We start from the raw sequence: 20,501 nt of genomic DNA on the forward strand, positions 1-20,501 counted from the left end.
ATCCGTCGTCGCCCGCCTGCGCGCCGATGCCGGCATCGCTCCAGGACAGACAACACGCCTTGCCTTCAATCTCGACAAGGCCGTGTTCTTCGATCCGCACAGCCAGGTGCGGATCGTGTGATGTCCAAGGGCTAAGATGAGCAGTTCACCAGACATCGTCATCATCGGTTCAGGCGTCGGCGGCGCGACGGTCGCCGCCGGCCTGGCCGCGACCGGTGCGCAGATATTGATCCTCGAAGCCGGCGATCACATCGCCGATCTTCCGGTCAATCGCGACCAGCGCGCCATCTTCCAGCGGGGACATTTTCGGCCGCGGGAAACCTGGTACGAGGCAAACGGCAAGGGCTTCAATCCCGGTAACTACTACAATGTCGGTGGCAATTCGAAATTCTACGGCGCGGTGTTGTCGCGCTATCGCAAAGAAGATTTCGACGTCATTGAACATCGGGAAGGCGTGTCGCCGGCCTGGCCGTTTGCTTATGAGGAGCTGGAGCCGTGGTACGCTAAGGCGGAACGGATGTACCAGGTTCGCGGCAGCCTGGGCGAAGACCCTACCGAGCCTTATCACTCGACTGCCTACGGCTACCCGCCCGTGCCGGACGAGGTGCCGATTGCCGATATCAGGGCGCGCCTCAAGGAAAAAGGCCTGCACCCGTTTTCCCTGCCGCTTGGCCTCGACCTCGACGCCTGGCTCTCCAAGGCGCGCACGCCCTGGGATGCGCATCCGAATGCACGCGACGGCAAGATGGATGCCGAGACCGCAGCGCTTGCGGTGGCGCTGAAGCATGAAAACGTGCGGCTCCAAACCAATGCGCGCGTCACGCGGCTAGGCACGGGGGCGGGGGGCCGGATCGACCGGGTCACCTATGTCAGGAACGGCGAGACGCTCATCGTCTCGCCTGAGATGGTGATTCTTTCGGCCGGTGCGGTCCAGTCGTCGGTGCTTCTCCTGCGCTCGAAAAACGACCGCTTCCCAAGAGGCCTGGCGAACTCCTCCGACCAGGTCGGCCGCAACTTCATGAATCACAATGCCTCCGCCGTCATCGGCGTGTCGCCACGGTTCCGGAATACCGCGATCTACCAGAAGACCTTTGCCTTCAACGACTTCTATCTCTCGGACGGCAAGGGTGGACCGCCTCTCGGCAACGTGCAGCTCCTCGGTCGCATCTCCGAAAAGGTTCTGAAGGGTTCGCTGCCGCAGGCGCCGGAATGGGTCCTGCGTTTCATCACCAGCCATGCCATCGATTTCTACGCGATGAGCGAGGACGTTCCCAATCCCGAAAGCCGCGTCATGGTCGATGGAGATCGGATCATTCTCCAATGGCAGCGAACCAACTGGGATGCGCATCTGGCACTTGTCGCCAGGCTGAAGGCGATCCTGAAGTCGATCGGATTTCCGATCGTGCTGTCGCAGCCCTTCGACAAGCGCACGCCCTCGCATCAGTGCGGAACGGTCCGCATCGGAGACGACCCGGCGACGGCGCCACTGGACCTGTACTGCCGGTCCTACGATCACCAGAACCTCTTCGTCGTCGACGCCAGTTTCCTGCCGACGTCGGCTGCGGTCAATCCCGCGCTCACCGTCGCCGGCCAAGCGTTGAGAGTTGCAGATCACATCGCATCGAAGGACTTGCAGGCATGAGCAGATCCATTGGCGTCAGCCGGGTTCAAACAGGACAGTAAAATGGGATTCGACTACATCATCACCGGTGCCGGTCCTGCAGGATGCGTCCTTGCAAGCCGGCTGAGCGAAGATCCGGATATCAGCGTCCTCCTGCTCGAAGCCGGCGGAGGCGACTGGAATCCTCTTTTTCACATGCCGGCCGGCTTCGCCAAGATGACCAAGGGCGTGGCCAGCTGGGGATGGCAGACCGTTCCCCAGAAGCACATGAAAGGCAGGGTGCTGCGCTATACCCAGGCGAAGGTCATCGGTGGCGGCTCGTCGATCAATGCGCAGCTCTACACCCGCGGAAACGCGGCCGATTATGACCTCTGGGCGAGTGAAGACGGCTGTGAGGGCTGGGACTATCGCTCGATCCTTCCCTATTTCAAACGTGCGGAGGACAATCAGCGCTTCGCTGACGACTACCACGCCTATGGCGGTCCGCTGGGTGTTTCGATGCCGGCGGCACCGCTGCCGATCTGCGACGCCTATATCCGCGCCGGGCAGGAGCTCGGTATTCCCTATAATCATGACTTCAACGGCCGCCAGCAGGCGGGCGTCGGATTTTACCAGCTCACCCAGCGCGATCGCCGCCGGTCCTCCGCTTCGCTGGCTTACCTCTCGCCGATCAAGGATCGGAAGAACCTGACGGTTCGGACGGGCGCCCGTGTCGCCCGGATCATCGTCGAGGGAGCCCGTGCGACAGGTGTCGAGATCGCCACCGCGCGTGGCTTGGAAATCGTGCGCGCCGAACGCGAAGTGCTGGTGACATCGGGCGCGATCGGATCGCCGAAGCTGCTGTTGCAGTCCGGCATCGGGCCGGCCGATCATCTCAGCTCGGTGGGCGTCAAGGTGCACCACGATCTGCCCGGTGTCGGCGGCAATCTTCAGGATCACCTCGACCTTTTCGTCATCGCTGAATGCACCGGCGATCACACCTATGACGGCGTCGCAAAGCTTCACCGTACGCTTTGGGCCGGTCTGCAATATGTCCTGTTCCGCAGCGGCCCGGTCGCCTCGTCGCTCTTTGAGACCGGCGGCTTCTGGTATGCCGATCCCGACGCTCGGTCTCCCGATATCCAGTTCCACCTCGGTCTGGGTTCGGGTATCGAAGCGGGCGTCGAGCGCCTCAAGAACGCCGGCGTGACGCTCAATTCCGCCTATCTGCATCCGCGCTCGCGGGGGACGGTGCGTCTGTCATCCTCCGATCCGGCTGCTGCTCCCCTGATCGACCCCAACTACTGGTCCGATCCTCACGACAGGACGATGTCCCTGGAAGGTCTCAAGCTCGCCCGCGAGATCATGCAGCAGGCGGCGCTAAAGCCCTTTGTCATGGCCGAAAGGCTTCCCGGGCCTAAGGTCATGACCGACGAGCAGCTCTTCGACTACGGCTGCGCCAACGCCAAGACCGACCATCATCCTGTGGGCACCTGCAAGATGGGAACGGGGCCGGATGCGGTCGTCGGGCTCGATCTCAAGGTCCATGGTCTTGAAGGTCTCCGCGTCTGCGATTCCTCGGTCATGCCACGCGTGCCGTCCTGCAATACCAACGCACCGACGATCATGGTCGGGGAAAAAGGATCGGACCTCATCCGCGGTCTGCCTCCGCTGCCGTCGGCGATCTTCGCCTACGAACGCAACGACACCAGGCCTCGAGCCCGCGCCGAAATCCGCTAAGGAGTAACGACAATGGTCGAAGTAAGAGTTGCAGTGCTTGGCGCCTCGGGCTGGATGGGAAAGATCCACACCATGGCCTATCAGACCTTTGCGCATTTCTTCGGCGTCTCGGACGAAACGGCGCGGATCGTGGCGCTTGTCGATCGCAACCCTGACGCAGCAGAGGGTCTCGGCAACAGGGCGCCGGGCGCCAGGATCTATCAGGACTGGAAACTGGCGGTCGCCGATCCTGAAGTCGATCTGATCGACATCTGCCTGCCTGACCACCTGCATTATCCTGTGGCCAAGGCGGCCCTGCTGGCCGGCAAGCATGTCTATTGCGAAAAGCCACTGGCAAACACCGCCGACGAGGCGCGGGAATTGGCCGACATCGCCAGGGAAAAGGGTGTGATCACCCGTGTCGGGCACGCCTTTCCTCGAAACCCCGTCCATGATCTGGCGAAAGACATCATTCAATCCGGCGAAATCGGTGAGATCAAGCTGTTCCGCGGCTGTCAGCACGTCGACATGTTTGGCGATCCGAATGCGCCCTTCATGTGGCGCGCCGATGGCAAGCTGGCGCCGACCGGGATCGTCGGCGACACCGGTTCGCACATCTTCAGCTTCATGGATTTCCTGGTCGGCCGCGTCAGTTCACTGATCGCCGACAATCTGATCGTGACGCCGCGCCGGCCGGTCGTCGAGGGGCTTGCCTATGGCGAGCAGGTGAAACTGTCAGGCAACGAGGCCTGGGCTGATATCACCAACCCCGACGCGACCAACCTTTTGTGCCGGTTTGCCAACGGCGCCGGCGGGATCGTCGATTTCAGCCGCGTCGCGACCGGCCGCAAGTTCATGCAGACCTACGAGGTCTACGGAACGAAAGGCAGCCTCGCCTATACCTATGACGAGATCAACCGGCTGCGCTTCTACTCCAACGACGACCGGACGGGGCGGCGTGGCTTCCGGGAGATCGACGTCGGGCCGGAAAATCCCACCTTCAGGGCTTTCCTTCCTCTGCCGAATTTCGGCCTGGGCTACAATGAAAGCAAGATCATCGAGGTGGCCGAGGTGATCCGCTCGATCGTTGCAAACAGGCCGATGTGGCCGACATTCGATACGGGCCACCACATCTGCCAGATCGTCGATGCATGCATGGAGTCCTCCCGGCAGAAGCGCTGGGTCGACATCCCGTTGGGCTGAACGTCAATGACCAGAGTTGTTCCGCAGGAAATTCTTGACGCACTGACCGATGTCGACATGCCGCGGCTTCCACCGGAGGCTTACGCTTCGGAAGCGGTTCGGTTGGCCGGCATCGAGGCTCCGGTCTATCGAGCCGGCTGCGTCGTCGTCGGATCCGGTGCCGCAGGTCTGCGTGCGGCGGTGGAAATGAAGCGGCGCGGCGATAACGTCGTCATCGTCAGTCAAAGCGCCTGGGGCGGAACCTCGGCCTGTTCGGGATCCGACAAGCAGACCCTGCATACGGCAAACACGGCGGATCAGGGCGACAATTACAAGGCGATGGCCCGCGCCATCCGCAGCGGCGGCGCGATGGACGAGGACACGGCCTATGTCGAGGCTGTCGGCTCGTCCCGGATGATGGCGTCGCTGCAGTTCCTCGGCCTGCCGCTGCCGCAGGATCCGCTTGGTGGAACGTTGAGATACCAAACTGACCATGACGAGGTCGGCCGCGCCACCAGCTGCGGCCCGCGCACCTCGCGCCTGATGGTCAAGGTGCTGGCCGAGGAGGCGATCCGGCTCGGCGTGCCGTTCTATAACCAGACCACCGCCGTCAAAATCCTCACGGAAGGTGAAGGAGCGGACCGCCATGTCGTCGGCATACTGGCCATGCGCGCCAGCGACCGCACAGAGCAGAACCCGCTCGGCATTGCGTTGTTCGTCAGCGGAGTGATCGTGCTGGCGGCCGGCGGGCCGGGCGAGCTCTATCGCGACAGCGTTTATCCCAATGGCTGTTTCGGCTCCCTCGGACTGGCGCTCGAGGCAGGTGTCGAACTCGTCAACCTCACAGAGAGCCAGTTCGGCATCGGAACGCGCCGGGAAGGATTTCCGTGGAATCTGTCAGGCACCTACGTCCAGGCGATCCCGCATATCTACTCGGTCGATGCCGACGGCACCGAGCACCATTTCCTGGCACAATATTACCGGACGACGCAGGAGCTGGCTTCGAACGTCTTCCGCAAGGGCTATCAGTGGCCGTTCCACGCGACACGCATGCTGGATTTCGGCTCGAGCCTGGTGGATCTCGCCATATCCAGCGAAACCACCGCCGGTCGGCGCGTGTTCATGGATTTCAATCGCAATCCACCGCCGGTACCGGGTGACCTGCCGTTCAGCCTGGAACGACTGGACGACGACGTCCGCCTCTATCTCGGCAAGGCCGGCGCCGGCCAGGAGATGCCGATCGATCGATTGAAGCACATGAACCCGCTCGCGATTGAACTCTACCGCCGCTATAAGATCGACATTGCGGCCGAGCCGCTGGAATTCGCCGTCAACAACCAGCACATGAACGGCGGCATCATGGTCGACACCTGGGGCCGCAGCAATCTTGCCGGCTGTTATGCGGTCGGAGAAGCGGCGGGCACCCACGGAGTGACAAGGCCCGGAGGAGCGGCGCTCAATGCCGGGCAAGTCTTCGGCACCCGGGTGGCCGAGCACATCGGAGCGAGCGGCAGAGCGAAGCAGGCCGCCACGGCGGATCTATCCGCTATCGCGGCGGCTGGCGTTACCGATCTGCTTTTCGCCCTTCGGACTGAAAGCCCGCTCACCGTCAAATCGATCCGCTCGGCAGTGCAGGCGCGAATGAGCGAGAAGGCCGGCATCATCTGCAATAAGCAGAGCGTCGGCCAGGCCTTGATCGAGGCGCGGAAGCTGAATGCTGACATTCGCGCTGATGGCGTCGCTTACGGTCGCGCAGCCGAGGCGGTCCGTGGCGTGCAATGGCGGCATATGGCGCTGGCCTCGGAAGCGGTACTCAGCGCGCTTGATTTCTTCATTCGCAATGGAGGCGGCAGCCGCGGTGCGCGCGCGATATGCGATCCGGAAGGCGAATCCCTTCCGCATGCGAGCGCCGGCCCGTTGGAGGAATATCGCTTCCGGAGGGAATGCGAAGCGCATCGCGACGAGCAGATCGTCGTTCGGCTTGAGGGCGATGAGATCACGCTTTCGACTCGCGCAAACCGCGCTTTGGACGAAACCGCCAGGTCGTTCTTCGAGCGGGACTGGCCAGCCTGGCTGACGGGCCACATCTACGATCTCGCCGTCGACGAATGAGGCGGTGCCGGTAATCGGCCTCGCCAAGGCTCACATGGCGTCTGCGTCTGGAACGTCCAGCTCGATCATGACCGGTGCGTGGTCGCTGGTATGCTCCCAGCCGCGCGGCTTTCTCCGGACGGTTGCCGATCTCAGCCAAGGCGCGGCGGCCGGGCTGATCAGGACGTGGTCTATCCGCAGCCCCGCGTCGCGTTCGAAGCTGTTCCGCCAATATTTCCAGAACGTGTAGATGCGCTCTTCCGGATGCAGATGCCTGACGGCGTCGGTCCAGCCCTGGGCGACGAGATCGGCATAGGCCTTGCGGACTTCGGGCCTGAAAAGCGCGTCGTCCAGCCAGCGTTCCGGCTTGTAGACGTCAATCTCTGCCGGCATGACGTTGAAGTCGCCGGCCAGGATCGAAGGCACTTCGAGTCCGAGGAGTTCAGCGGCATATTCGTGCAGGCGACGGAACCAGCGGAGTTTGTAGTCGAACTTGACGCTTGGAAACGGATTGCCGTTCGGCAGATACAGGCATCCGATCACGACGCCGTCGATGACAGCTTCGATATAGCGGCTGTGCGCGTCATCCGGGTCACCGGGAAGACCGCGGCGTGTCAGGATCGGTGTCTTGCCCTTCGCCAGGATGGCAACGCCGTTCCAGGATTTTTGCCCGTGCCAGACGGCGCCGTAGCCGGATCGTTCGATTTCCGTTCGCGGAAACCTGGCGTCGTCTGTCTTCAACTCCTGGAGGCAGACGACATCCGGGGTGTCCTCCTTCAGCCAGCGCAACAGGATGGGCAGCCGTCCATTGATCCCGTTGACGTTATAGGTCGCGATTTTCACAAGACTTCCGGAAAGCTGATGCATGTCGCCTGGAAGTGTGCAGCGGTTCCGGGACAACGACATGCATAAAAACAAAGGACTAAAGCGCGCCTCATGAATCAAATTTGATGCGACGCGCTTTAGGCTGGCCCGTCAACGCGTCGCTCCGAACACGAAGGCGAGGCCGGCGACGATCGCGACCGATGTCAGCGGCTGCCGGCGTATCCGATCCTCGATCTCGCGGACGAAGTTGCTCGCTTCCGCCTTTGCCAGGCGGGCCGTTCCTGAAGCCAGCTCCGAAGCGGTTTCCGCCACTCGACTTGCGTCTTTCTGAAGCGCGCGCATTTCGCTTCGATCGGCATCGAAGTCTGCGGAAGAGCCGCCGGTTTCGCCTGTCGAGCGCAGGGCCTGATCGACGAACGGAAACGCCTCGTCGAGCCTGGTGGGATCTGGCTCTCGTTTCACGCGCTCGGCCGCCTCGACATCGCTGCGTCCAGCAGGGATGGAGGTATGGGTGGCCGACACCGGGTCGGAGGCCGGAAAGGTGCCCTCGATACCTCTGTCGAGCTCGCCCTTTCGGGCCTGCTTCCGCTGCTCTGCCTGTTCTTTTCGCATGGACTGGACTGCGGGAGATTCGTTCGGGTTTGCCATCACGGTTTCCTCTGTTGCTCTTCGACAATCAAATCGGTGACACGGAAAGAAGTTCCAGAAAAACGCATTCTTCCTTATGCGGCAATGCATCGACGAGCAGGCGAACGTCACGAAATTGCTCGCGGCACAGCCCGGCGCTCGCAATAATCGTTCGGAATTTCTTGTTCGTAGAATTGGCGATGAGCAAGCCGGACTAAAGTCCTGCCTTTTCTAGTACCTTAGGTCCGGTTGCATTTGATCTTCGGAACAGCGAAAATTGTCATGCGTCTATTACGCGTAGGAAACGGCGGTGAACGGACGAACGAGGCTTGGCATGACTCTCTCGAAACGCGATTTTCTGAGGTTGAGCGGCAGCGCGGTTGCAGCCCTCGTCGCTGCCGCATCGCCGGTGACACTGACCCTTGCCGGCACGCTTCCCGTTCTGGCGGTCGAACGCGCACAGGCAAAGGATGGCAACAACGGCAATGGCGGCGGCAACGGCAATGGTGGCGGCAACGGCAATGGCAACGGGGGAGGGAATGGCAACGGCGGAGGAAATGGTAACGGCGGCGGGAATGGCAACGGCAATGGTGGCGGCAACGGAAACGGCGGTTCCGGGAATAGCTCCGGTGGAAGCTCCGGCAATAGTGCCGGATCCTCATCATCTGCCACAGGGACCTCACAAGGATCGGGGGCGAGAGCGACCGAAGCTTCCGATGGTTCGATCGACGTCCGCCATTCAAACGGCATTACCGAAACCCTGCGGCGTGGCCGCTACGTCATGAAGGACGGAAAAGGCAGAACGATCATAAGCCGCCAAGCCACTGCTAATGATACCCGCCGGTTGGGCCGCTACCTTCGCTAAAGCGCCGCAAACTGGGTGGTTCTACTGCCGTTCGCGCCATTGCAGAGCCGCTTCAGTCCGGTTCGAGACGCCGAGCTTGCTCAGAATCTGAGTCATATGATGCTTCACCGTCTTTTCCTGCAGGTTGAGACGCAAGCCGATATGTTTGTTTGACAGACCTTGGGAGACCAGATCCATCACCTCGCGTTCTCGTGGCGTCAGATTATTTTTATCGGGTGCACTGCCGTGCAGCGAACTCTCCATCACCTTCGTGGACATGGTCGGCGAGATATATCGAGAGCCACTCAGCACCGTCTGGATCGCTTCGGCGAGACCACGGGAGCCGACACCTTTGAGAACATAGCCCATTGCGCCCCGTTGCAGGGCTGTCAGCAGCGTGTCCACCTCCTCGGATACCGTCAACATCAGCACCTTAGTTGTCGGGCAGCGCGTCAGCACGTCGCCGATCGCCGACAGTCCGCCGCCGGGCATCGAGACATCGAGAAGCATGATGTCGGGTCGGCTGTTCGACGCGATCATTGCTGCATCCTCACTGCTGGCGCCTTCTCCAACGACGGAAAAGTCGCTGATCTCCGACAGGCTGCGGGTTACGCCCTCGCGGAAAAGCGGATGGTCGTCCACGACGCCGATAGTGATAGATGTCATCTCTAGTCTCCCACTTCCATAGGCTCGAAGGTCATGGTCACCGTCGTGCCTTCTTCGCCCGTTTTGACGTCGAAGGACCCTCCCAGGCTGTCGATGCGTTCGCGAAGTCCGACCAGGCCGAGGCTCGTCGGCCTCACCTCGGTCGGGTCGAAGCCATCGCCGCGGTCGCTCACCTCCACATGAACACGACCATTGCGCGAGACGGCTCTTACGGCCTGCTGAGCGCCGCCGCCATGGCGATAGGCGTTGTTCAATGCTTCCTGAACGAAGCGATAGATGCAGATCTTTACGGCAGGAGCGAGTTCGGGGCCATCATCGTCGACAATCGTGTCGACACGGGTTTCGGTCTTGCGCTGGTGCGCTTCGACCACCCGCGTGACGATCTCGCTGATCGAGGATTTCTCGATCTGCGGGAGCACCAGGCCGCTGCAGATATTACGAATTTCGGTCATTGCCTCTGCAAGACTCGAGCGTATCCAGGCCAGCTCCTTTTCACGCGTTTCGGGCTGGGTCGACGCATTGATCAACATATCGCTGTCCAGCCGCAATGAGGCATAGGCAATGTGCTGGGCTGGCCCGTCGTGCAGATCGGCACCGATGCTGCGCAGATAGGTTTCGTTGAGCGCCGCCACCCGCTGGGAGGCGCGCTGAAGCCGCCGCTGGAGCCCGCGGTTCTCTTCTAACAGTGCCGAAAGTTCGCTGACCCGTTCTTTGAGATCCTTGCGTTGCGCCTCTATCATGCGACTGCCCCGAAATACCAGAACGGAGAGAAGAAGAAAAAAGCTGGCTGTCAGGGCGGCGACGGCGCCCCAACTGCGAAGCCTGGCATGCGCCAGACTGTCACCTAATCCTTCTGCCGTCTCGTAGAACTCGATGACGGCGACCGCCTGTCCGGACCATGGCTGGAGCACCGGATTGTAGATTTCCATGAGCGGCTTGCCGAGCGTGCGCTCCTTGTCGCTTTCCGGATCGCTGGCGACCTCGTAGCGGGCGACGAGAGACCCTGCGAACGCGTTTCGAAGCTTGCCGTTTACCGCAAACTTCTTGCCCACCAGATCCTTCTCGTTCGAATAGAGGATAGTGCCGTCGCTTCGCCACAGCTTGAACGAAACAAGACGCCTGCCGAGCGCGCCCTGACCAAGCGTCTCGTCCAGAGCCTGAGCGCTGCCTTCGTCGAGCGGTGTTGCCTTTTGCATGTCGGGAAGCAGCGGTGCGACCACGCTGTCGACATAGAGTGCCGTCGCAGCACCGGAATTGTGGATGACGGCCTCTTCGATAAGGTGCGTCACGAGGATGCCCACCAGAAACATGGCGGCAATCGATATGAGCCCGCCCGCGATGAAGAACTGGGAGGCGAGTGAGCGGGCATTCCAGCGGCGAAGCCAATTCATTTTGATACCGGTAAGAGACTTGCCGACTAACCTATCGCTTCTTCAAGATTTTTCCAGACAACGTCAGGGTAGATCCCTGGTATCGAAGATTTCGGCGCCCCTTATGCTTTCAGTCAACTGGAGCGAGCCTCCTGACATGGCGGCGCCGAAGACATAGAGAAGCGCAGCGAGAACGACGACAAGGGCGATGACGGACATGTTGCAGGCGTCATTGACGCGGGATCTGTTAGTCTGGGCCATATCTGGATCTCCTTCACCCCTTCGAAACGGCGCGGTCCTATCCGCGTTCCACCCCCGGGACTTCGGTCTGACAGGCCTAGGACCTAGGTCCGGCCCCCGTGGACGCCAGCAGATTCAGTCATATTTCAGCACTGAATGGTTCGAGGCTTGGAGATTTGCGAGTGACAATGTCTGCCGACATCGAAAACGGCGCCCGCGCCGCATTTGCCAGTTCTCCTGCACCATTCGATGAAGGTGTGGCCGAGCTTTACCAGACACTTCTTGTGCCGGTGCTCTTCGAGCCCTATGCGGCGGAGATGGCGATCGCCGCCGACCGGTCGAAACCTGGCAGCGTTCTCGAACTCGCTGCGGGAACGGGCGCCTTGACCCGCGCTCTGCGCGCGACGCTTGATCCGCCGACCGAGATCGTGGCCACCGACCTCAGCCGGGCGATGATCGACATCGGTGCGCCGTCGGTGACGATGTCGCGGACTCACTGGATGCACGCCGATGCCCAAAATCTCCCGTTCGCGCCCGAGATGTTCGATCTCGTCGTCTGCCAGTTCGGCGCGATGTTCTTTCCCGATAAGGTGAAGGCCTATGGCGAGGCGAAAAGAGTGCTGCGCAGCAAAGGCCGTTTCCTGTTCTCGACGTGGGATGCACTCGCCGCCAACGACTTCGCGAGATCCGTGGACGAATGCCTTGCAAGCCTCTTCGCATCCGATCCCCCGGATTTTCTCAGGCGCTTACCATATTCCTACTTCGACCGCGGCGCGATCAAGGCGCAGATGTCCTCCGCCGGGTTTGAGGCGGTTACCTGCGATCGGCTCGGATTGACCTCGGTCGCGGCCACAGCGCACGACGTCGCGGTCGCCTTCTGCCAAGGCACGCTGCTCCGGGGAGAGATCGAATGGCGGGCGCCGGAGCGCATGTCCGAGATCGTCGACGAGGTGGCAGAGCGAGTGCAAGCGCGGCACGGAGCTTGTCCTAACGGCAGCATGAGTGCGTTGGTGGTCGTCGGCCGCGCTCCATAACGCCCTTCAGCCAACCTTTCACGCCAATCATCTGGATCCTTCAAAAAGCCTGTCCAGCGATCTATGACGGCTCTCCGGCCTTCTGCTCGGTCGTATAGGAAGGTTCGTGCATGGCGCCGATGACGTGCTGCTCGATCTCGAAGCAGACTTGGTCGTACTCCCGCACCCGGCTGGAGTTGAACCCTTGTCTGCGAACAGAATCGCGCGCTTCGACGGCCATCTGGTAGGCCTCGAAGAGTTCGAGTTGCCGCGGTTCGCGCGCTTCCATGATCAGCGTCCGCATCTCCGGCAGACGCATTGCCAGGCGCCTGCGTCCCGCCTCCCTGCGGTTGGATCGTGCCATCTCCTTCAGCCTCCTGCCTATGCGGGGAATGATCGGGGCCTTTCGATCTGAAAGTAGCGCCGGCAACGGACATTGACATGGATTTGGGACCAAAGGCCGAGATCGATCAGACTGAGGTCCGGGGCGTGGAACGACCCCGCCTCCAGCTAGTTGGTTTGGCAGCGGTCACCAAGGTCGCTTCAAAACAGAAGGAGGAAAATATGCTCTCCAAGCTTATCGTCTGTGCGGCAACTGCCGCGACCCTCATGTCGGGCGTCGCATTCGCCCAGTCCTCGACCGTCAATGGTGCGGCCGGCGGCGCAGTCACCGGAGCGATTGTCGGCGGTCCAGTCGGCGCTGCTGTCGGCGGTGTTGCCGGCGCTATCGTCGGCACCGCGATCGATCCGCCGCCGCAGAAGGTCGTCACCTATGTCCGCGAGGCTCCGGCACCGTCGGCGCGCGTGGTCGTAAAGGAGAAGGTTGTCGTCGGACAGCCGTTGCCGGAGACGGTCGTCGTGACGCCTATCCCGGATGATCCGACATATGCCTATGCGGTGGTCAATGACGAACGTGTCATCGTCGAACCGTCGTCTCGCAAGGTCATCCAGGTCATCAAGTGACTTGATCCTCCACGCGGCCCTCTGCCGCGTCCCTTCGGAAATCATCGTTTAGATCAGCCGCACGACGACGGCAGCGTCGTCGTGCGGCCGAAAAAGCAAAAGAGATTGTTATGAAGAGCAAGACACTCGCCGTCCTGATGACGGCACTCTCGATCGGTGTTTCGCCGGTTGGCATCATGTCCGCCTCCGCGCAGGATGCGCCGATTCTTCCCAAGAAGGGGGCGGCCCAAAGCGGCCAATCCAGCGGTGGTGTGACCCAGCAGCCGGATGCGGGCGGCACCTCCTCCTCAGGCGGCGCAGGCGCATCGACCGGCCAAGGCACGCAGCAGCCTTCGGGCTCTGACGCGAGTTCGTCGGGTGCAACCCCGGGAACCACCACCGACGGATCCTCCGGTAAAGCGGTCACCGAGCCCAACACCAACGCACAGTCAGGAAGCTCCGATAGCGCGAAGACGCCGAAGTCCGGTCAGTCCCCGACGGAAGGTCAGAAGCCTGCCGGAAGCCAAGACACCGGCACCTCTTCCGGGACCTCGAATGGCTCGGGCGAAACTCAAAAGTCCGGAGACGCCGCGAAGTCTTCCGGCGGTTCGACCGAAACCCAGTCGAACAGCAAGACAAGCGTCGAGAACAACAACACAACGGTCGACAGCAACACAAAGAACTCCGCCAAGACCGAAACGAACACGACCAACGTCAACATCTCGGTGGAGCAGCAGACGGAAATCCGCACTGTCGTGAAGGACGTTCATATCGAGCCGGTTCGTGAGACGGATTTCACGGTCTCTGTCGGCACGACCATCCCGAAGAAGATCAGGCTCGAGCCGCTGCCGCCGCGCATCATCGAGATCGTACCGCAGTACAAGGCCTACCGTTTCTTCCTCCTGGCGGATGGCCGGATCGTCATCGTCGACCCTTCCGCTTTCACGATCGTCTACATCATCTCGGCATAACAGCCGGCGCCCGGCGGCGAGCGCCGCCGCCGGGCCTGAGGAGAGGCACATGATCTATTCCGAAGAGAAATCCGCTGGTTTGGCCCTGCCGCTGATCGCGATCCTGCTAGCGATCGCCGGCATCCTCGCCATGCTTGTCGCCACCGGCGGCCGGCATGGCAGCCCGGCCGGCCGCGTCTGGGTTCCGCAGGCGCAACAGCAGGGGGCGGGACGATGAACGCGCTCGCATCCGTCGCCTTTGGAATCGTCAGCTCCGTCGGGGCTTGCATAGCCGCCGCATCCGTTGCCTCCCACGTCGTGGCGGATTCCGAGCCTCATGCCTTCCAGGATCTTGCGGAGCCCGATCTCTGGACGACGCAACCCGTGAAAGTAGACCCTCGGCTGCAGCGTTATGAGCGAATTGCGCCTCTCTATTCCAGCTATGTCACAGAGGCGCCGGCGATCATGACGGCAATGGCGAAGCGGGAACCCGGTGGCTCGTCAAGCGAGCGCTTGGCACCGCCGCCAAAATTTACGGCCGAGCACCTCGCCTGGTGCGGACAACGTTACCGCTCATTCGATCCTGCGACCAATACCTATCGATCCTATAGCGGTGAGATCCGCGCCTGCTCTTCGCCAAACCAGCCTGATATAGCCGAGACCGATGGAGGCGCAGGCACGAAGGCGGCGGCTTGGTGCGCCTCTCGCTATAGGTCGTATCGGCCGGATGACAACACTTATCAACCATGGGACGGCCCGCGGCGCACCTGCGACGCGCCGGTGCTCGTGGCGACGAGCAATTGATCATCGCCGTGTCGAGCCGCAATGGGACCAAAGTCCGTATTGCAAACGCTACGGTTGTGATATCGGTTGTGTTAACGGTCGGGGAGCAGGGGATGGCGACGACGCTGATAACGGAAATCCAGAGGGCGCAGATCAGGCTACGGTCCTTGAGCAGGGCGGACAGGGGAGCCCTTATCATCCGCATTCTGCGCGAGCTGAAGACGCATCGGCAAGAGGCTCTCGCCAACGTGCCGGCCGAGCGCTGCGTCTGGATCGACAGGCTCATCGCCTCCGTTTCCTCGACGATATCGGAAATTATCGGCATGCCGGACGGCGAGTTCAATCGGGTCTTGAACGAGTTCGAAAAGCTTATGGCGACGCTGCACGATATTTCGCGTGCGGACGATCGATTGAAGACAATTCACTGAGGGCCTGCGGTCTTGTCGATCGCAATCGTCGTTCTTGCTGATTGAAAATTAGGGGAGGGTGTCGCCCATCGGCAACCGATCCCATCGCGCAAGCGTTCTCCTTTCATGACCGAAACGAAATCCCCGGCTGATCTTGGTGAGGCGCCGTCTGATGACCCCAAGCCAGGCGCTGACGTTTCCTTTCCCTACGACAGGATGACCGTCGAGCAATTCCGAAGACGCTTCCCCCGTGCCCGCTGGAGCGATTCCCGCAAGGCCTGGTTCGTTCCCGGCCGAACGGCTTCCCGACGCATCGGACGATGGCTTGCCGAGCTGGAGGCCGAAGCCGATGCCCATGCGGATGCCAAGGGACGCGACGCCTTTGTCTTCGATCCGATCGACAGTCCATATCTTCAGCTCGGCAAGGCTGGCTTTCGAATCCGCACGCCCTATTCGAAAACCGTCGTCGACGAGTTGCGTGAGGTGCCATTCTCCCGGTGGGACGGCGATCTCAAGATTTGGCACGTTCCCTTGCGATCCTATGAGCAACTCAGGCGCCGATGGCCCGAGATCGAAGCGGCGGCCCGCAGAAACGAGCCGGAGGAGAGACGCCGTCGCGCCGAGGAGCGCAAGGGGACCGAGCTGGATCTCCGCAGCAGGCTCCGTTCCGCGGAACGTAAGCGCCGTCGTTATCCGCTTCCCGGCGACGACCTGCCTCCGATCGGGAGACCAGTCGCCATCTCCTATGGAATCGTCGTCTTCACCGAGATCACCGGCGAACTTGCCGACCCTGCCGTCGTGGCGGAATTCTATCCCGGCGGAGCCGATGATCAGGTCTGGGGATACTGGCGGGTGCCCACACTCGCAGAACTCGTCCGCACCTGGCCTGGAAAAACGCCTCCGGTTGAAGACGCCGCATGGTGGCTGCCGACGATCGAGGAACTCAGGCCCGCCCGTCGCGCGGCAAGATCGCGTGAAGCCAAGCCCCGTGCGAAGACGCTGTGATCCGGAGAAGGACATTCGCGACTAAGCCTAAAGTCCGAGTGTCTTTGCTCAATGGAACAAGTTTCGGGGATGGCCATTTGTCGTTTATGAAAACAGCCCTGTCGATATCGCTGCTCGCTTTGGTCATCTTCGTTGGTGATGCCGCCGCGGAGGAACTCAAACCTGATGACATCAACGCCGCTTCGATTTCGTCTATCGGAGCAAAGAAACAGCCCTCCGAAGATCCAGACCCGGCGATCGTCCGACTTCAGGTGCTGCTCGACCGTGCCGGCGCATCTCCTGGCGTAATCGATGGCCTCGACGGGGAGAACGTCAACAAGGCCGTGGCCGGTTTCGAGGCTATGAACAAGCTCCCTGTCGATGGCAAGCCGGATCCGGATGTCGTTTCCCGCTTGGAAGGCAATAGCCCCATCGTTGCGAGCTATGTCGTCTCGCCAGAAGATACCAAGGGTCTCGTCGACCGGATACCCGAGGATTACGGCGAGAAGGCCAAGATGCGGAGCCTGGGATATACCAGCGTTGCAGAGAAGCTGTCCGAGCGGTTTCATATGGGTATCGATCTCGTCAACGCGCTCAACCCGGCTTCGCAGTTTGCTCCTGGCGACACTGTCTGGGTGGTGAACCCTGGTCCTTCAAGAGAAGGAAAGGTCAAGCGGATCGAGGCTGACAGGAAGACGGGGCAGGTGCTGGCCTATGCTGAAGATGGAGTGCTGCTTGCCGTCTATCCCGCGACGATTGGAAGCGAAGACAATCCGGCGCCGTCGGGCAAGCACAAGGTCAAGGGCGTCGCCAGGATGCCGGTCTACCGCTATGACCCGAAGCTGAACTTCAAGCAGGGAAAGAACGACAAGGTCCTGACCATTCCAAAAGGACCAAACGGCCCGGTCGGCACCGTCTGGATCGACCTGACCGAGCCGACCTATGGCATCCATGGGACACCCGAGCCGAAGCTCATCGACAAGGTTGGCTCGCATGGTTGCGTACGGTTGACGAACTGGGACGTGGAAGAGCTGGCCGGCATGGTTAAGCCGGGCGTCCTGGTGGACTTCGTCGATCGAAGTTCGGCCGCTCCGAAATGAGGGGAACACGGCGGTAGACCACTCTGTCCGGCATCCGCATCGAGTACTTCGAGCACCATTGCACGGTTAGCCCGCCAGCCTGTCGATTAGTGCAAGAGTCCAAGACCGACATCCAGTTTTGCCACCATGTTGGCGGCGCTGCGAAACCTCTGGGTCGAGGGCGAGGCTCCGAGCATGGACTATCCCATCGGGGGAATCCGACGCCGGTGGGGCGCAATTGCCGTAACTCAATCTTCGCTCTGCCTGTCGCTGAAGCAGCCGGAGAGGCGGGTCATCGGAATACGGGCAGCGCTAAGGGCAACCAACACCAAGGTATAGCCGATACCAACGTGCAACTGTGGCGGTTGCAGAGATTTGACATACTTACTCACACGCAGCCGGTTTTGACTGCGGTCGAGCAAAAAGGAGTCAACAGATGAAGATCCTGATGGTGTTTACCTCGCACGACATTCTTGGCAATACCGGTCGAAAGACGGGTTTCTGGCTCGAGGAAGGCGCTGCACCCTATTATGTGTTTCGCGACGCCGGGGTCGAGCTCACACTGGCCTCGCCAAAGGGTGGTCAGCCGCCGGTCGATCCGAAGAGCGATCTGCCCGAAAACCAGACGGACGCCATGGGGCGTTTCAAACAGGATGCAGCGGCACAGAAAATTTTCGCCAGCACCTTGAAGCTAGCCGACATGCGCTCGGAAAATTTCGACGCAGTTTTCTACCCCGGCGGTCACGGGCCGATGTGGGATCTGGTCGACAATCCGGATTCAATCTCTCTGATCGAGTCTTTCTATAATTCCGGCAAACCCGTTGCGGCCGTGTGCCACGCACCGGGCGTGTTGCATAGGGTCACATACAAGGGTGCGCCGATCGTCAAAGGAAAACGGGTCACCGGTTTCGCCAACAGCGAGGAGGAAGAAGTTCAGCTCACGCATGTCGTGCCGTTCCTCGTCGAAGATGAACTGAAGCGGCTCGGCGGATTGTATGAAAAAGCACCGAACTGGCAGAGCTTCGCCATCACCGACGGCCGGTTAATCACCGGACAGAACCCTGCCTCGTCGACGGCTGGGGCGGAGGCCCTGGTCAAACTCCTGTCCGCGACGCAGCTGGTGGCCGGCTCAAGTGCTGCGTGAATTGCCACTCGGGATGAGAAGCTGACAAGGCCAAGCAAGCGTGGTCGCAGCGTTATTCTGCGACCACGAGAACGCAAGTGGACTGGGTGCGCGGCAGTTGAACGCCGCCCTATCTCAGCCGGTCACGAAGCCTTGGCTTCGAAAGCGGGAGCGAAATCACCGAGCGATTTCGCCTTGAGGATCGTGGCCTCGATATCCTGATCCACGATCGCTTCGAGATCGGCAAAGCTGTCGATGACGTAGTAGATCGGCTGGAGGATATCGATGCGGTAGGGCGTCCTCAACACGCTCAGCAGATCGAACGGCCGAAATTCGCACGCCGTGCCCTGCGTTGCCGCCTTCGCCTCGCTTGGCGATGAGACGATGCCGGCGCCGAAGCAGCGGCGGCCCTGCGGCGTGTTGATCAGGCCGAATTCGACGGTGAACCAGAAGATTCGGAACAGATGCCAGGAATAACCTTTGCCGAGGCGGACGGCGGTTTCGCCGAAATGCCGGACGAAATTGGCATAACTCTGGTTGGTCAGTAGCGGGCAGTGGCCGAAGACCTCGTGGAACAGGTCCGGTTCCTCGATATAGTCGATATGCTCGCGGCGGCGCAAAAAGGTTGCAAGCGGGAATTTGCCTTGCGACAGAAGCTCGTAAAAGCGCGAGGGCGGAATGAGCGCCGGCACGCCCTCGACGCCGAAGCCGGTGGTCTCGTTAAGGCGTCTGTTCACATCGAGAAGCTGCGGCACCTTCTCCGGTTTGAGCCCGAGTAGGGTGACGCCGTCAAGGTATTCGCGGCAGGCGGTACCGGCCAGCATCTTCATCTGCCGCCGATAGAGTTCGCCCCAGATCGCGTCTTCCTCGGGACTATAGTCATAGAGGCCGTCCGGGCCGGGCAATTTGGCGGTGTAACTGCTTTCCTTGGGCATAGGCTGTTCCTCCCGGAGCATGACGATATTGCTGCCATTATCCTCCAGCTTTTTCGGATTTTCTTTTCTTTCCTGCTGGCTTTGGTCATGATGATGGGAAGTCTTCCCGGAGCGGGGGTCAAAAATGAAAGAAACTGGGAATTTTCGCCGGACGCTTCTGCAGCTTATCCAGGCCGACGGCAGCCTTTCGCTGGCTGACCTGGCTGAGAAGGCCGGCATGTCGCAGAGTTCGGCCTGGCGGAAGATCCAGGAACTGGAAGCCGACGGCGTCATCCGCAAGCGCGTGACGCTGCTCGACCCCGGCAAACTCGATCTCAAACTCTGCGTCATTGCCCATGTGACGCTGGAGGATCACCACGAAGAAGCGGTCGCCTCTTTTGCGTCGGTGGTGTTGGAGCGGCCGGAGATCATGGAATGCTACGCGTTGTCAGGCGCTTTCGATTACATGCTGAAGATCCGGGCGCGGGACGTGGAAAGCTACGAAGCTTTCATGACGCGCTATCTCATGCGCAACCCGCATGTGCGCACGGTGGTCTCGAGCTTCGTGCTGCGCGAGCTGAAATTTTCGACCGAGCTGCCGCTTTGGTGACAATGCGAGGTCATCGCGCGCTGTCGCCGTGCCCGCTGCCCGGCATGCGCACCGGAAAGCCCTCGAAGGTCTTCAGCGTGTCGAGCACGATCGAGGTTTTCACGTGCTGCACCGACTCGTGCGGCAACAAAACGTCGTTGACGAATTTAGAGAGGTCGGCGAGCCCGCGGGTCGCCACCTTCAGGTGATAATCCATCTCCCCGGTCAAAGCATAGGCTTCGAGAACCTCCGGCAGTCCGTTGATCAGCTGGGAGAAACGCTGCGCATTGTCTCTATTGTGGGTGGCCAGGGTCACGGAAATGACCACCAGCATATCCAGGCCGAGTTTTTCCCGATCGAGATAGGCCCGGTAGCTGCGGATGTAGCCCTCGGTCTCCAGCCTTGTCCGCCGGCGCGAGCATTGCGACGGTGAAAGCGCGATCCGCTCTCCCAGCTCGTTATTCGTCAGCCTGCCGTCTTTTTGCAGTTCCTGCAGCAGGCGTAGATCCAATTTGTCGAGCTGTTCATCCATTGCACGAAATCCTAAAAATAC

Annotated in this window: 23 protein-coding genes and 1 pseudogene; 16 read left to right on the forward strand and 8 right to left on the reverse strand. The window is 61.0% G+C overall.

What is annotated here, in order from left to right; all coding sequences use genetic code 11:
* The 5 genes and pseudogenes from RCCGE510_RS34685 to RCCGE510_RS06355 form a co-directional block, all read left to right on the forward strand.
* Window positions 1–121, forward strand: a pseudogene (locus RCCGE510_RS34685) (sugar ABC transporter ATP-binding protein); the annotation flags it as partial.
* Between the two features lie 15 nt (window positions 122–136).
* Entirely contained in the window at window positions 137–1,642 is a 1,506-nt protein-coding gene (locus RCCGE510_RS06340) for a GMC family oxidoreductase (RefSeq protein WP_007628243.1), read from the forward strand.
* A 42-nt stretch (window positions 1,643–1,684) separates the two neighbouring features.
* Window positions 1,685–3,340, forward strand: coding sequence for a GMC family oxidoreductase N-terminal domain-containing protein (locus tag RCCGE510_RS06345; protein WP_007628244.1), 1,656 nt, complete (start codon window positions 1,685–1,687; stop codon window positions 3,338–3,340).
* Window positions 3,341–3,352: 12 nt separating this feature from the next.
* Window positions 3,353–4,522: a Gfo/Idh/MocA family oxidoreductase gene (locus tag RCCGE510_RS06350; RefSeq protein ID WP_007628245.1), complete on the forward strand. Its 1,170-nt coding sequence runs from the start codon at window positions 3,353–3,355 to the stop codon at window positions 4,520–4,522.
* Between the two features lie 6 nt (window positions 4,523–4,528).
* Window positions 4,529–6,613: an FAD-binding protein gene (locus RCCGE510_RS06355; RefSeq protein WP_007628246.1), complete on the forward strand. Its 2,085-nt coding sequence runs from the start codon at window positions 4,529–4,531 to the stop codon at window positions 6,611–6,613.
* A 30-nt stretch (window positions 6,614–6,643) separates the two neighbouring features.
* On the opposite strand, the gene xth is transcribed toward RCCGE510_RS06355, so the two are convergent.
* Both xth and RCCGE510_RS06365 read right to left on the reverse strand, forming a co-directional pair.
* The gene (gene xth, locus RCCGE510_RS06360) at window positions 6,644–7,435 is read right to left on the reverse strand and encodes an exodeoxyribonuclease III (RefSeq protein ID WP_037078003.1); all 792 of its coding nucleotides are present in this window, start codon (window positions 7,433–7,435) and stop codon (window positions 6,644–6,646) included.
* A gap of 132 nt (window positions 7,436–7,567) precedes the next feature.
* Window positions 7,568–8,065: a hypothetical protein gene (locus RCCGE510_RS06365; RefSeq protein WP_007628249.1), complete on the reverse strand. Its 498-nt coding sequence runs from the start codon at window positions 8,063–8,065 to the stop codon at window positions 7,568–7,570.
* A gap of 313 nt (window positions 8,066–8,378) precedes the next feature.
* On the opposite strand from RCCGE510_RS06365, the gene RCCGE510_RS06370 reads away from it, so the two are divergent.
* A complete protein-coding gene (locus tag RCCGE510_RS06370) occupies window positions 8,379–8,909 on the forward strand; it encodes a hypothetical protein (protein WP_007628251.1) in 531 nt (176 codons plus the stop codon).
* A gap of 21 nt (window positions 8,910–8,930) precedes the next feature.
* Here RCCGE510_RS06370 and RCCGE510_RS06375 read toward each other — a convergent pair whose 3' ends face one another.
* The 3 genes from RCCGE510_RS06375 to RCCGE510_RS35110 all read right to left on the reverse strand — a co-directional run bounded on the left by RCCGE510_RS06375 (window position 8,931) and on the right by RCCGE510_RS35110 (window position 11,185).
* A complete protein-coding gene (locus RCCGE510_RS06375; RefSeq protein WP_007628254.1) occupies window positions 8,931–9,554 on the reverse strand; it encodes a response regulator transcription factor in 624 nt (207 codons plus the stop codon).
* Window positions 9,555–9,556: 2 nt separating this feature from the next.
* Window positions 9,557–10,945, reverse strand: coding sequence for a sensor histidine kinase (locus RCCGE510_RS06380; protein ID WP_007628256.1), 1,389 nt, complete (start codon window positions 10,943–10,945; stop codon window positions 9,557–9,559).
* Between the two features lie 63 nt (window positions 10,946–11,008).
* The gene (locus tag RCCGE510_RS35110; RefSeq protein ID WP_007628258.1) at window positions 11,009–11,185 is read right to left on the reverse strand and encodes a hypothetical protein; all 177 of its coding nucleotides are present in this window, start codon (window positions 11,183–11,185) and stop codon (window positions 11,009–11,011) included.
* 167 nt (window positions 11,186–11,352) lie between these two features.
* Here RCCGE510_RS35110 and RCCGE510_RS06390 point away from each other — a divergent pair, with 167 nt between their 5' ends.
* Complete coding sequence (locus RCCGE510_RS06390) at window positions 11,353–12,198, forward strand: methyltransferase domain-containing protein (RefSeq protein ID WP_007628260.1); 846 nt, start codon at window positions 11,353–11,355, stop codon at window positions 12,196–12,198.
* Window positions 12,199–12,259: 61 nt separating this feature from the next.
* Here the strand turns inward: RCCGE510_RS06390 and RCCGE510_RS06395 are convergent, their stop codons facing one another.
* The gene (locus RCCGE510_RS06395; RefSeq protein WP_037077960.1) at window positions 12,260–12,541 is read right to left on the reverse strand and encodes a hypothetical protein; all 282 of its coding nucleotides are present in this window, start codon (window positions 12,539–12,541) and stop codon (window positions 12,260–12,262) included.
* Window positions 12,542–12,741: 200 nt separating this feature from the next.
* Here RCCGE510_RS06395 and RCCGE510_RS06400 point away from each other — a divergent pair, with 200 nt between their 5' ends.
* The 8 genes from RCCGE510_RS06400 (at window position 12,742) to RCCGE510_RS06430 (ending at window position 18,466) form a co-directional block, all read left to right on the forward strand.
* Complete coding sequence (locus RCCGE510_RS06400; RefSeq protein WP_003587123.1) at window positions 12,742–13,140, forward strand: DUF1236 domain-containing protein; 399 nt, start codon at window positions 12,742–12,744, stop codon at window positions 13,138–13,140.
* A gap of 110 nt (window positions 13,141–13,250) precedes the next feature.
* Window positions 13,251–14,090, forward strand: coding sequence for a DUF1236 domain-containing protein (locus RCCGE510_RS06405; RefSeq protein ID WP_007628262.1), 840 nt, complete (start codon window positions 13,251–13,253; stop codon window positions 14,088–14,090).
* 49 nt (window positions 14,091–14,139) lie between these two features.
* The gene (locus tag RCCGE510_RS35115) at window positions 14,140–14,307 is read left to right on the forward strand and encodes a hypothetical protein (protein WP_007628263.1); all 168 of its coding nucleotides are present in this window, start codon (window positions 14,140–14,142) and stop codon (window positions 14,305–14,307) included.
* The gene (locus tag RCCGE510_RS06410) at window positions 14,304–14,873 is read left to right on the forward strand and encodes a BA14K family protein (RefSeq protein WP_007628265.1); all 570 of its coding nucleotides are present in this window, start codon (window positions 14,304–14,306) and stop codon (window positions 14,871–14,873) included. Before RCCGE510_RS35115 ends, RCCGE510_RS06410 begins: the two co-directional genes overlap by 4 nt.
* Before the next feature lie 92 nt (window positions 14,874–14,965).
* Window positions 14,966–15,280 carry a hypothetical protein gene (locus tag RCCGE510_RS06415; protein ID WP_007628267.1) on the forward strand — a complete coding sequence of 105 codons (315 nt, stop codon included), beginning with the start codon at window positions 14,966–14,968 and terminating at the stop codon, window positions 15,278–15,280.
* Window positions 15,281–15,385: 105 nt separating this feature from the next.
* Window positions 15,386–16,264: a hypothetical protein gene (locus RCCGE510_RS06420; RefSeq protein WP_007628268.1), complete on the forward strand. Its 879-nt coding sequence runs from the start codon at window positions 15,386–15,388 to the stop codon at window positions 16,262–16,264.
* 86 nt (window positions 16,265–16,350) lie between these two features.
* Window positions 16,351–17,343 carry a L,D-transpeptidase gene (locus RCCGE510_RS06425; RefSeq protein WP_007628269.1) on the forward strand — a complete coding sequence of 331 codons (993 nt, stop codon included), beginning with the start codon at window positions 16,351–16,353 and terminating at the stop codon, window positions 17,341–17,343.
* A 415-nt stretch (window positions 17,344–17,758) separates the two neighbouring features.
* Window positions 17,759–18,466 carry a type 1 glutamine amidotransferase domain-containing protein gene (locus RCCGE510_RS06430; RefSeq protein WP_007628270.1) on the forward strand — a complete coding sequence of 236 codons (708 nt, stop codon included), beginning with the start codon at window positions 17,759–17,761 and terminating at the stop codon, window positions 18,464–18,466.
* Between the two features lie 122 nt (window positions 18,467–18,588).
* Here the strand turns inward: RCCGE510_RS06430 and RCCGE510_RS06435 are convergent, their stop codons facing one another.
* The gene (locus RCCGE510_RS06435) at window positions 18,589–19,380 is read right to left on the reverse strand and encodes a phenylalanine 4-monooxygenase (protein ID WP_007628271.1); all 792 of its coding nucleotides are present in this window, start codon (window positions 19,378–19,380) and stop codon (window positions 18,589–18,591) included.
* A 124-nt stretch (window positions 19,381–19,504) separates the two neighbouring features.
* On the opposite strand from RCCGE510_RS06435, the gene RCCGE510_RS06440 reads away from it, so the two are divergent.
* On the forward strand, window positions 19,505–19,969 hold the full coding sequence (locus tag RCCGE510_RS06440) for an Lrp/AsnC family transcriptional regulator (RefSeq protein WP_007628272.1): 465 nt from the start codon (window positions 19,505–19,507) through the stop codon (window positions 19,967–19,969).
* A gap of 10 nt (window positions 19,970–19,979) precedes the next feature.
* On the opposite strand, the gene RCCGE510_RS06445 is transcribed toward RCCGE510_RS06440, so the two are convergent.
* Window positions 19,980–20,480, reverse strand: a complete 501-nt coding sequence (locus RCCGE510_RS06445) for an Lrp/AsnC family transcriptional regulator (protein WP_007628274.1) — start codon at window positions 20,478–20,480, stop codon at window positions 19,980–19,982.
* Window positions 20,481–20,501: the final 21 nt, after the last annotated feature.

Origin of the sequence: Rhizobium sp. CCGE 510, from assembly GCF_000292525.1 — a bacterium.
Taxonomy (GTDB): domain Bacteria; phylum Pseudomonadota; class Alphaproteobacteria; order Rhizobiales; family Rhizobiaceae; genus Rhizobium.

What these genes read in the sequence shown, in the direction of transcription:
- RCCGE510_RS06395 (WP_037077960.1), bottom strand. Translation starts at nt 12,541, where the DNA reads ATGGCACGATCCAACCGCAGGGAGGCGGGACGCAGGCGCCTGGCAATG.
- RCCGE510_RS06440 (WP_007628272.1), top strand. Translation starts at nt 19,505, where the DNA reads ATGAAAGAAACTGGGAATTTTCGCCGGACGCTTCTGCAGCTTATCCAG.
- RCCGE510_RS06415 (WP_007628267.1), top strand. Translation starts at nt 14,966, where the DNA reads ATGGCGACGACGCTGATAACGGAAATCCAGAGGGCGCAGATCAGGCTA.
- RCCGE510_RS06405 (WP_007628262.1), top strand. Translation starts at nt 13,251, where the DNA reads ATGAAGAGCAAGACACTCGCCGTCCTGATGACGGCACTCTCGATCGGT.
- RCCGE510_RS06420 (WP_007628268.1), top strand. Translation starts at nt 15,386, where the DNA reads ATGACCGAAACGAAATCCCCGGCTGATCTTGGTGAGGCGCCGTCTGAT.
- RCCGE510_RS06410 (WP_007628265.1), top strand. Translation starts at nt 14,304, where the DNA reads ATGAACGCGCTCGCATCCGTCGCCTTTGGAATCGTCAGCTCCGTCGGG.
- RCCGE510_RS06350 (WP_007628245.1), top strand. Translation starts at nt 3,353, where the DNA reads ATGGTCGAAGTAAGAGTTGCAGTGCTTGGCGCCTCGGGCTGGATGGGA.
- RCCGE510_RS06430 (WP_007628270.1), top strand. Translation starts at nt 17,759, where the DNA reads ATGAAGATCCTGATGGTGTTTACCTCGCACGACATTCTTGGCAATACC.
- RCCGE510_RS06445 (WP_007628274.1), bottom strand. Translation starts at nt 20,480, where the DNA reads ATGGATGAACAGCTCGACAAATTGGATCTACGCCTGCTGCAGGAACTG.
- RCCGE510_RS06370 (WP_007628251.1), top strand. Translation starts at nt 8,379, where the DNA reads ATGACTCTCTCGAAACGCGATTTTCTGAGGTTGAGCGGCAGCGCGGTT.
- RCCGE510_RS06435 (WP_007628271.1), bottom strand. Translation starts at nt 19,380, where the DNA reads ATGCCCAAGGAAAGCAGTTACACCGCCAAATTGCCCGGCCCGGACGGC.
- RCCGE510_RS06340 (WP_007628243.1), top strand. Translation starts at nt 137, where the DNA reads ATGAGCAGTTCACCAGACATCGTCATCATCGGTTCAGGCGTCGGCGGC.
- RCCGE510_RS35115 (WP_007628263.1), top strand. Translation starts at nt 14,140, where the DNA reads ATGATCTATTCCGAAGAGAAATCCGCTGGTTTGGCCCTGCCGCTGATC.
- RCCGE510_RS06380 (WP_007628256.1), bottom strand. Translation starts at nt 10,945, where the DNA reads ATGAATTGGCTTCGCCGCTGGAATGCCCGCTCACTCGCCTCCCAGTTC.
- RCCGE510_RS06355 (WP_007628246.1), top strand. Translation starts at nt 4,529, where the DNA reads ATGACCAGAGTTGTTCCGCAGGAAATTCTTGACGCACTGACCGATGTC.
- RCCGE510_RS06375 (WP_007628254.1), bottom strand. Translation starts at nt 9,554, where the DNA reads ATGACATCTATCACTATCGGCGTCGTGGACGACCATCCGCTTTTCCGC.
- RCCGE510_RS06400 (WP_003587123.1), top strand. Translation starts at nt 12,742, where the DNA reads ATGCTCTCCAAGCTTATCGTCTGTGCGGCAACTGCCGCGACCCTCATG.
- RCCGE510_RS35110 (WP_007628258.1), bottom strand. Translation starts at nt 11,185, where the DNA reads ATGGCCCAGACTAACAGATCCCGCGTCAATGACGCCTGCAACATGTCC.
- RCCGE510_RS06390 (WP_007628260.1), top strand. Translation starts at nt 11,353, where the DNA reads ATGTCTGCCGACATCGAAAACGGCGCCCGCGCCGCATTTGCCAGTTCT.
- RCCGE510_RS06345 (WP_007628244.1), top strand. Translation starts at nt 1,685, where the DNA reads ATGGGATTCGACTACATCATCACCGGTGCCGGTCCTGCAGGATGCGTC.
- RCCGE510_RS06365 (WP_007628249.1), bottom strand. Translation starts at nt 8,065, where the DNA reads ATGGCAAACCCGAACGAATCTCCCGCAGTCCAGTCCATGCGAAAAGAA.
- RCCGE510_RS06425 (WP_007628269.1), top strand. Translation starts at nt 16,351, where the DNA reads ATGAAAACAGCCCTGTCGATATCGCTGCTCGCTTTGGTCATCTTCGTT.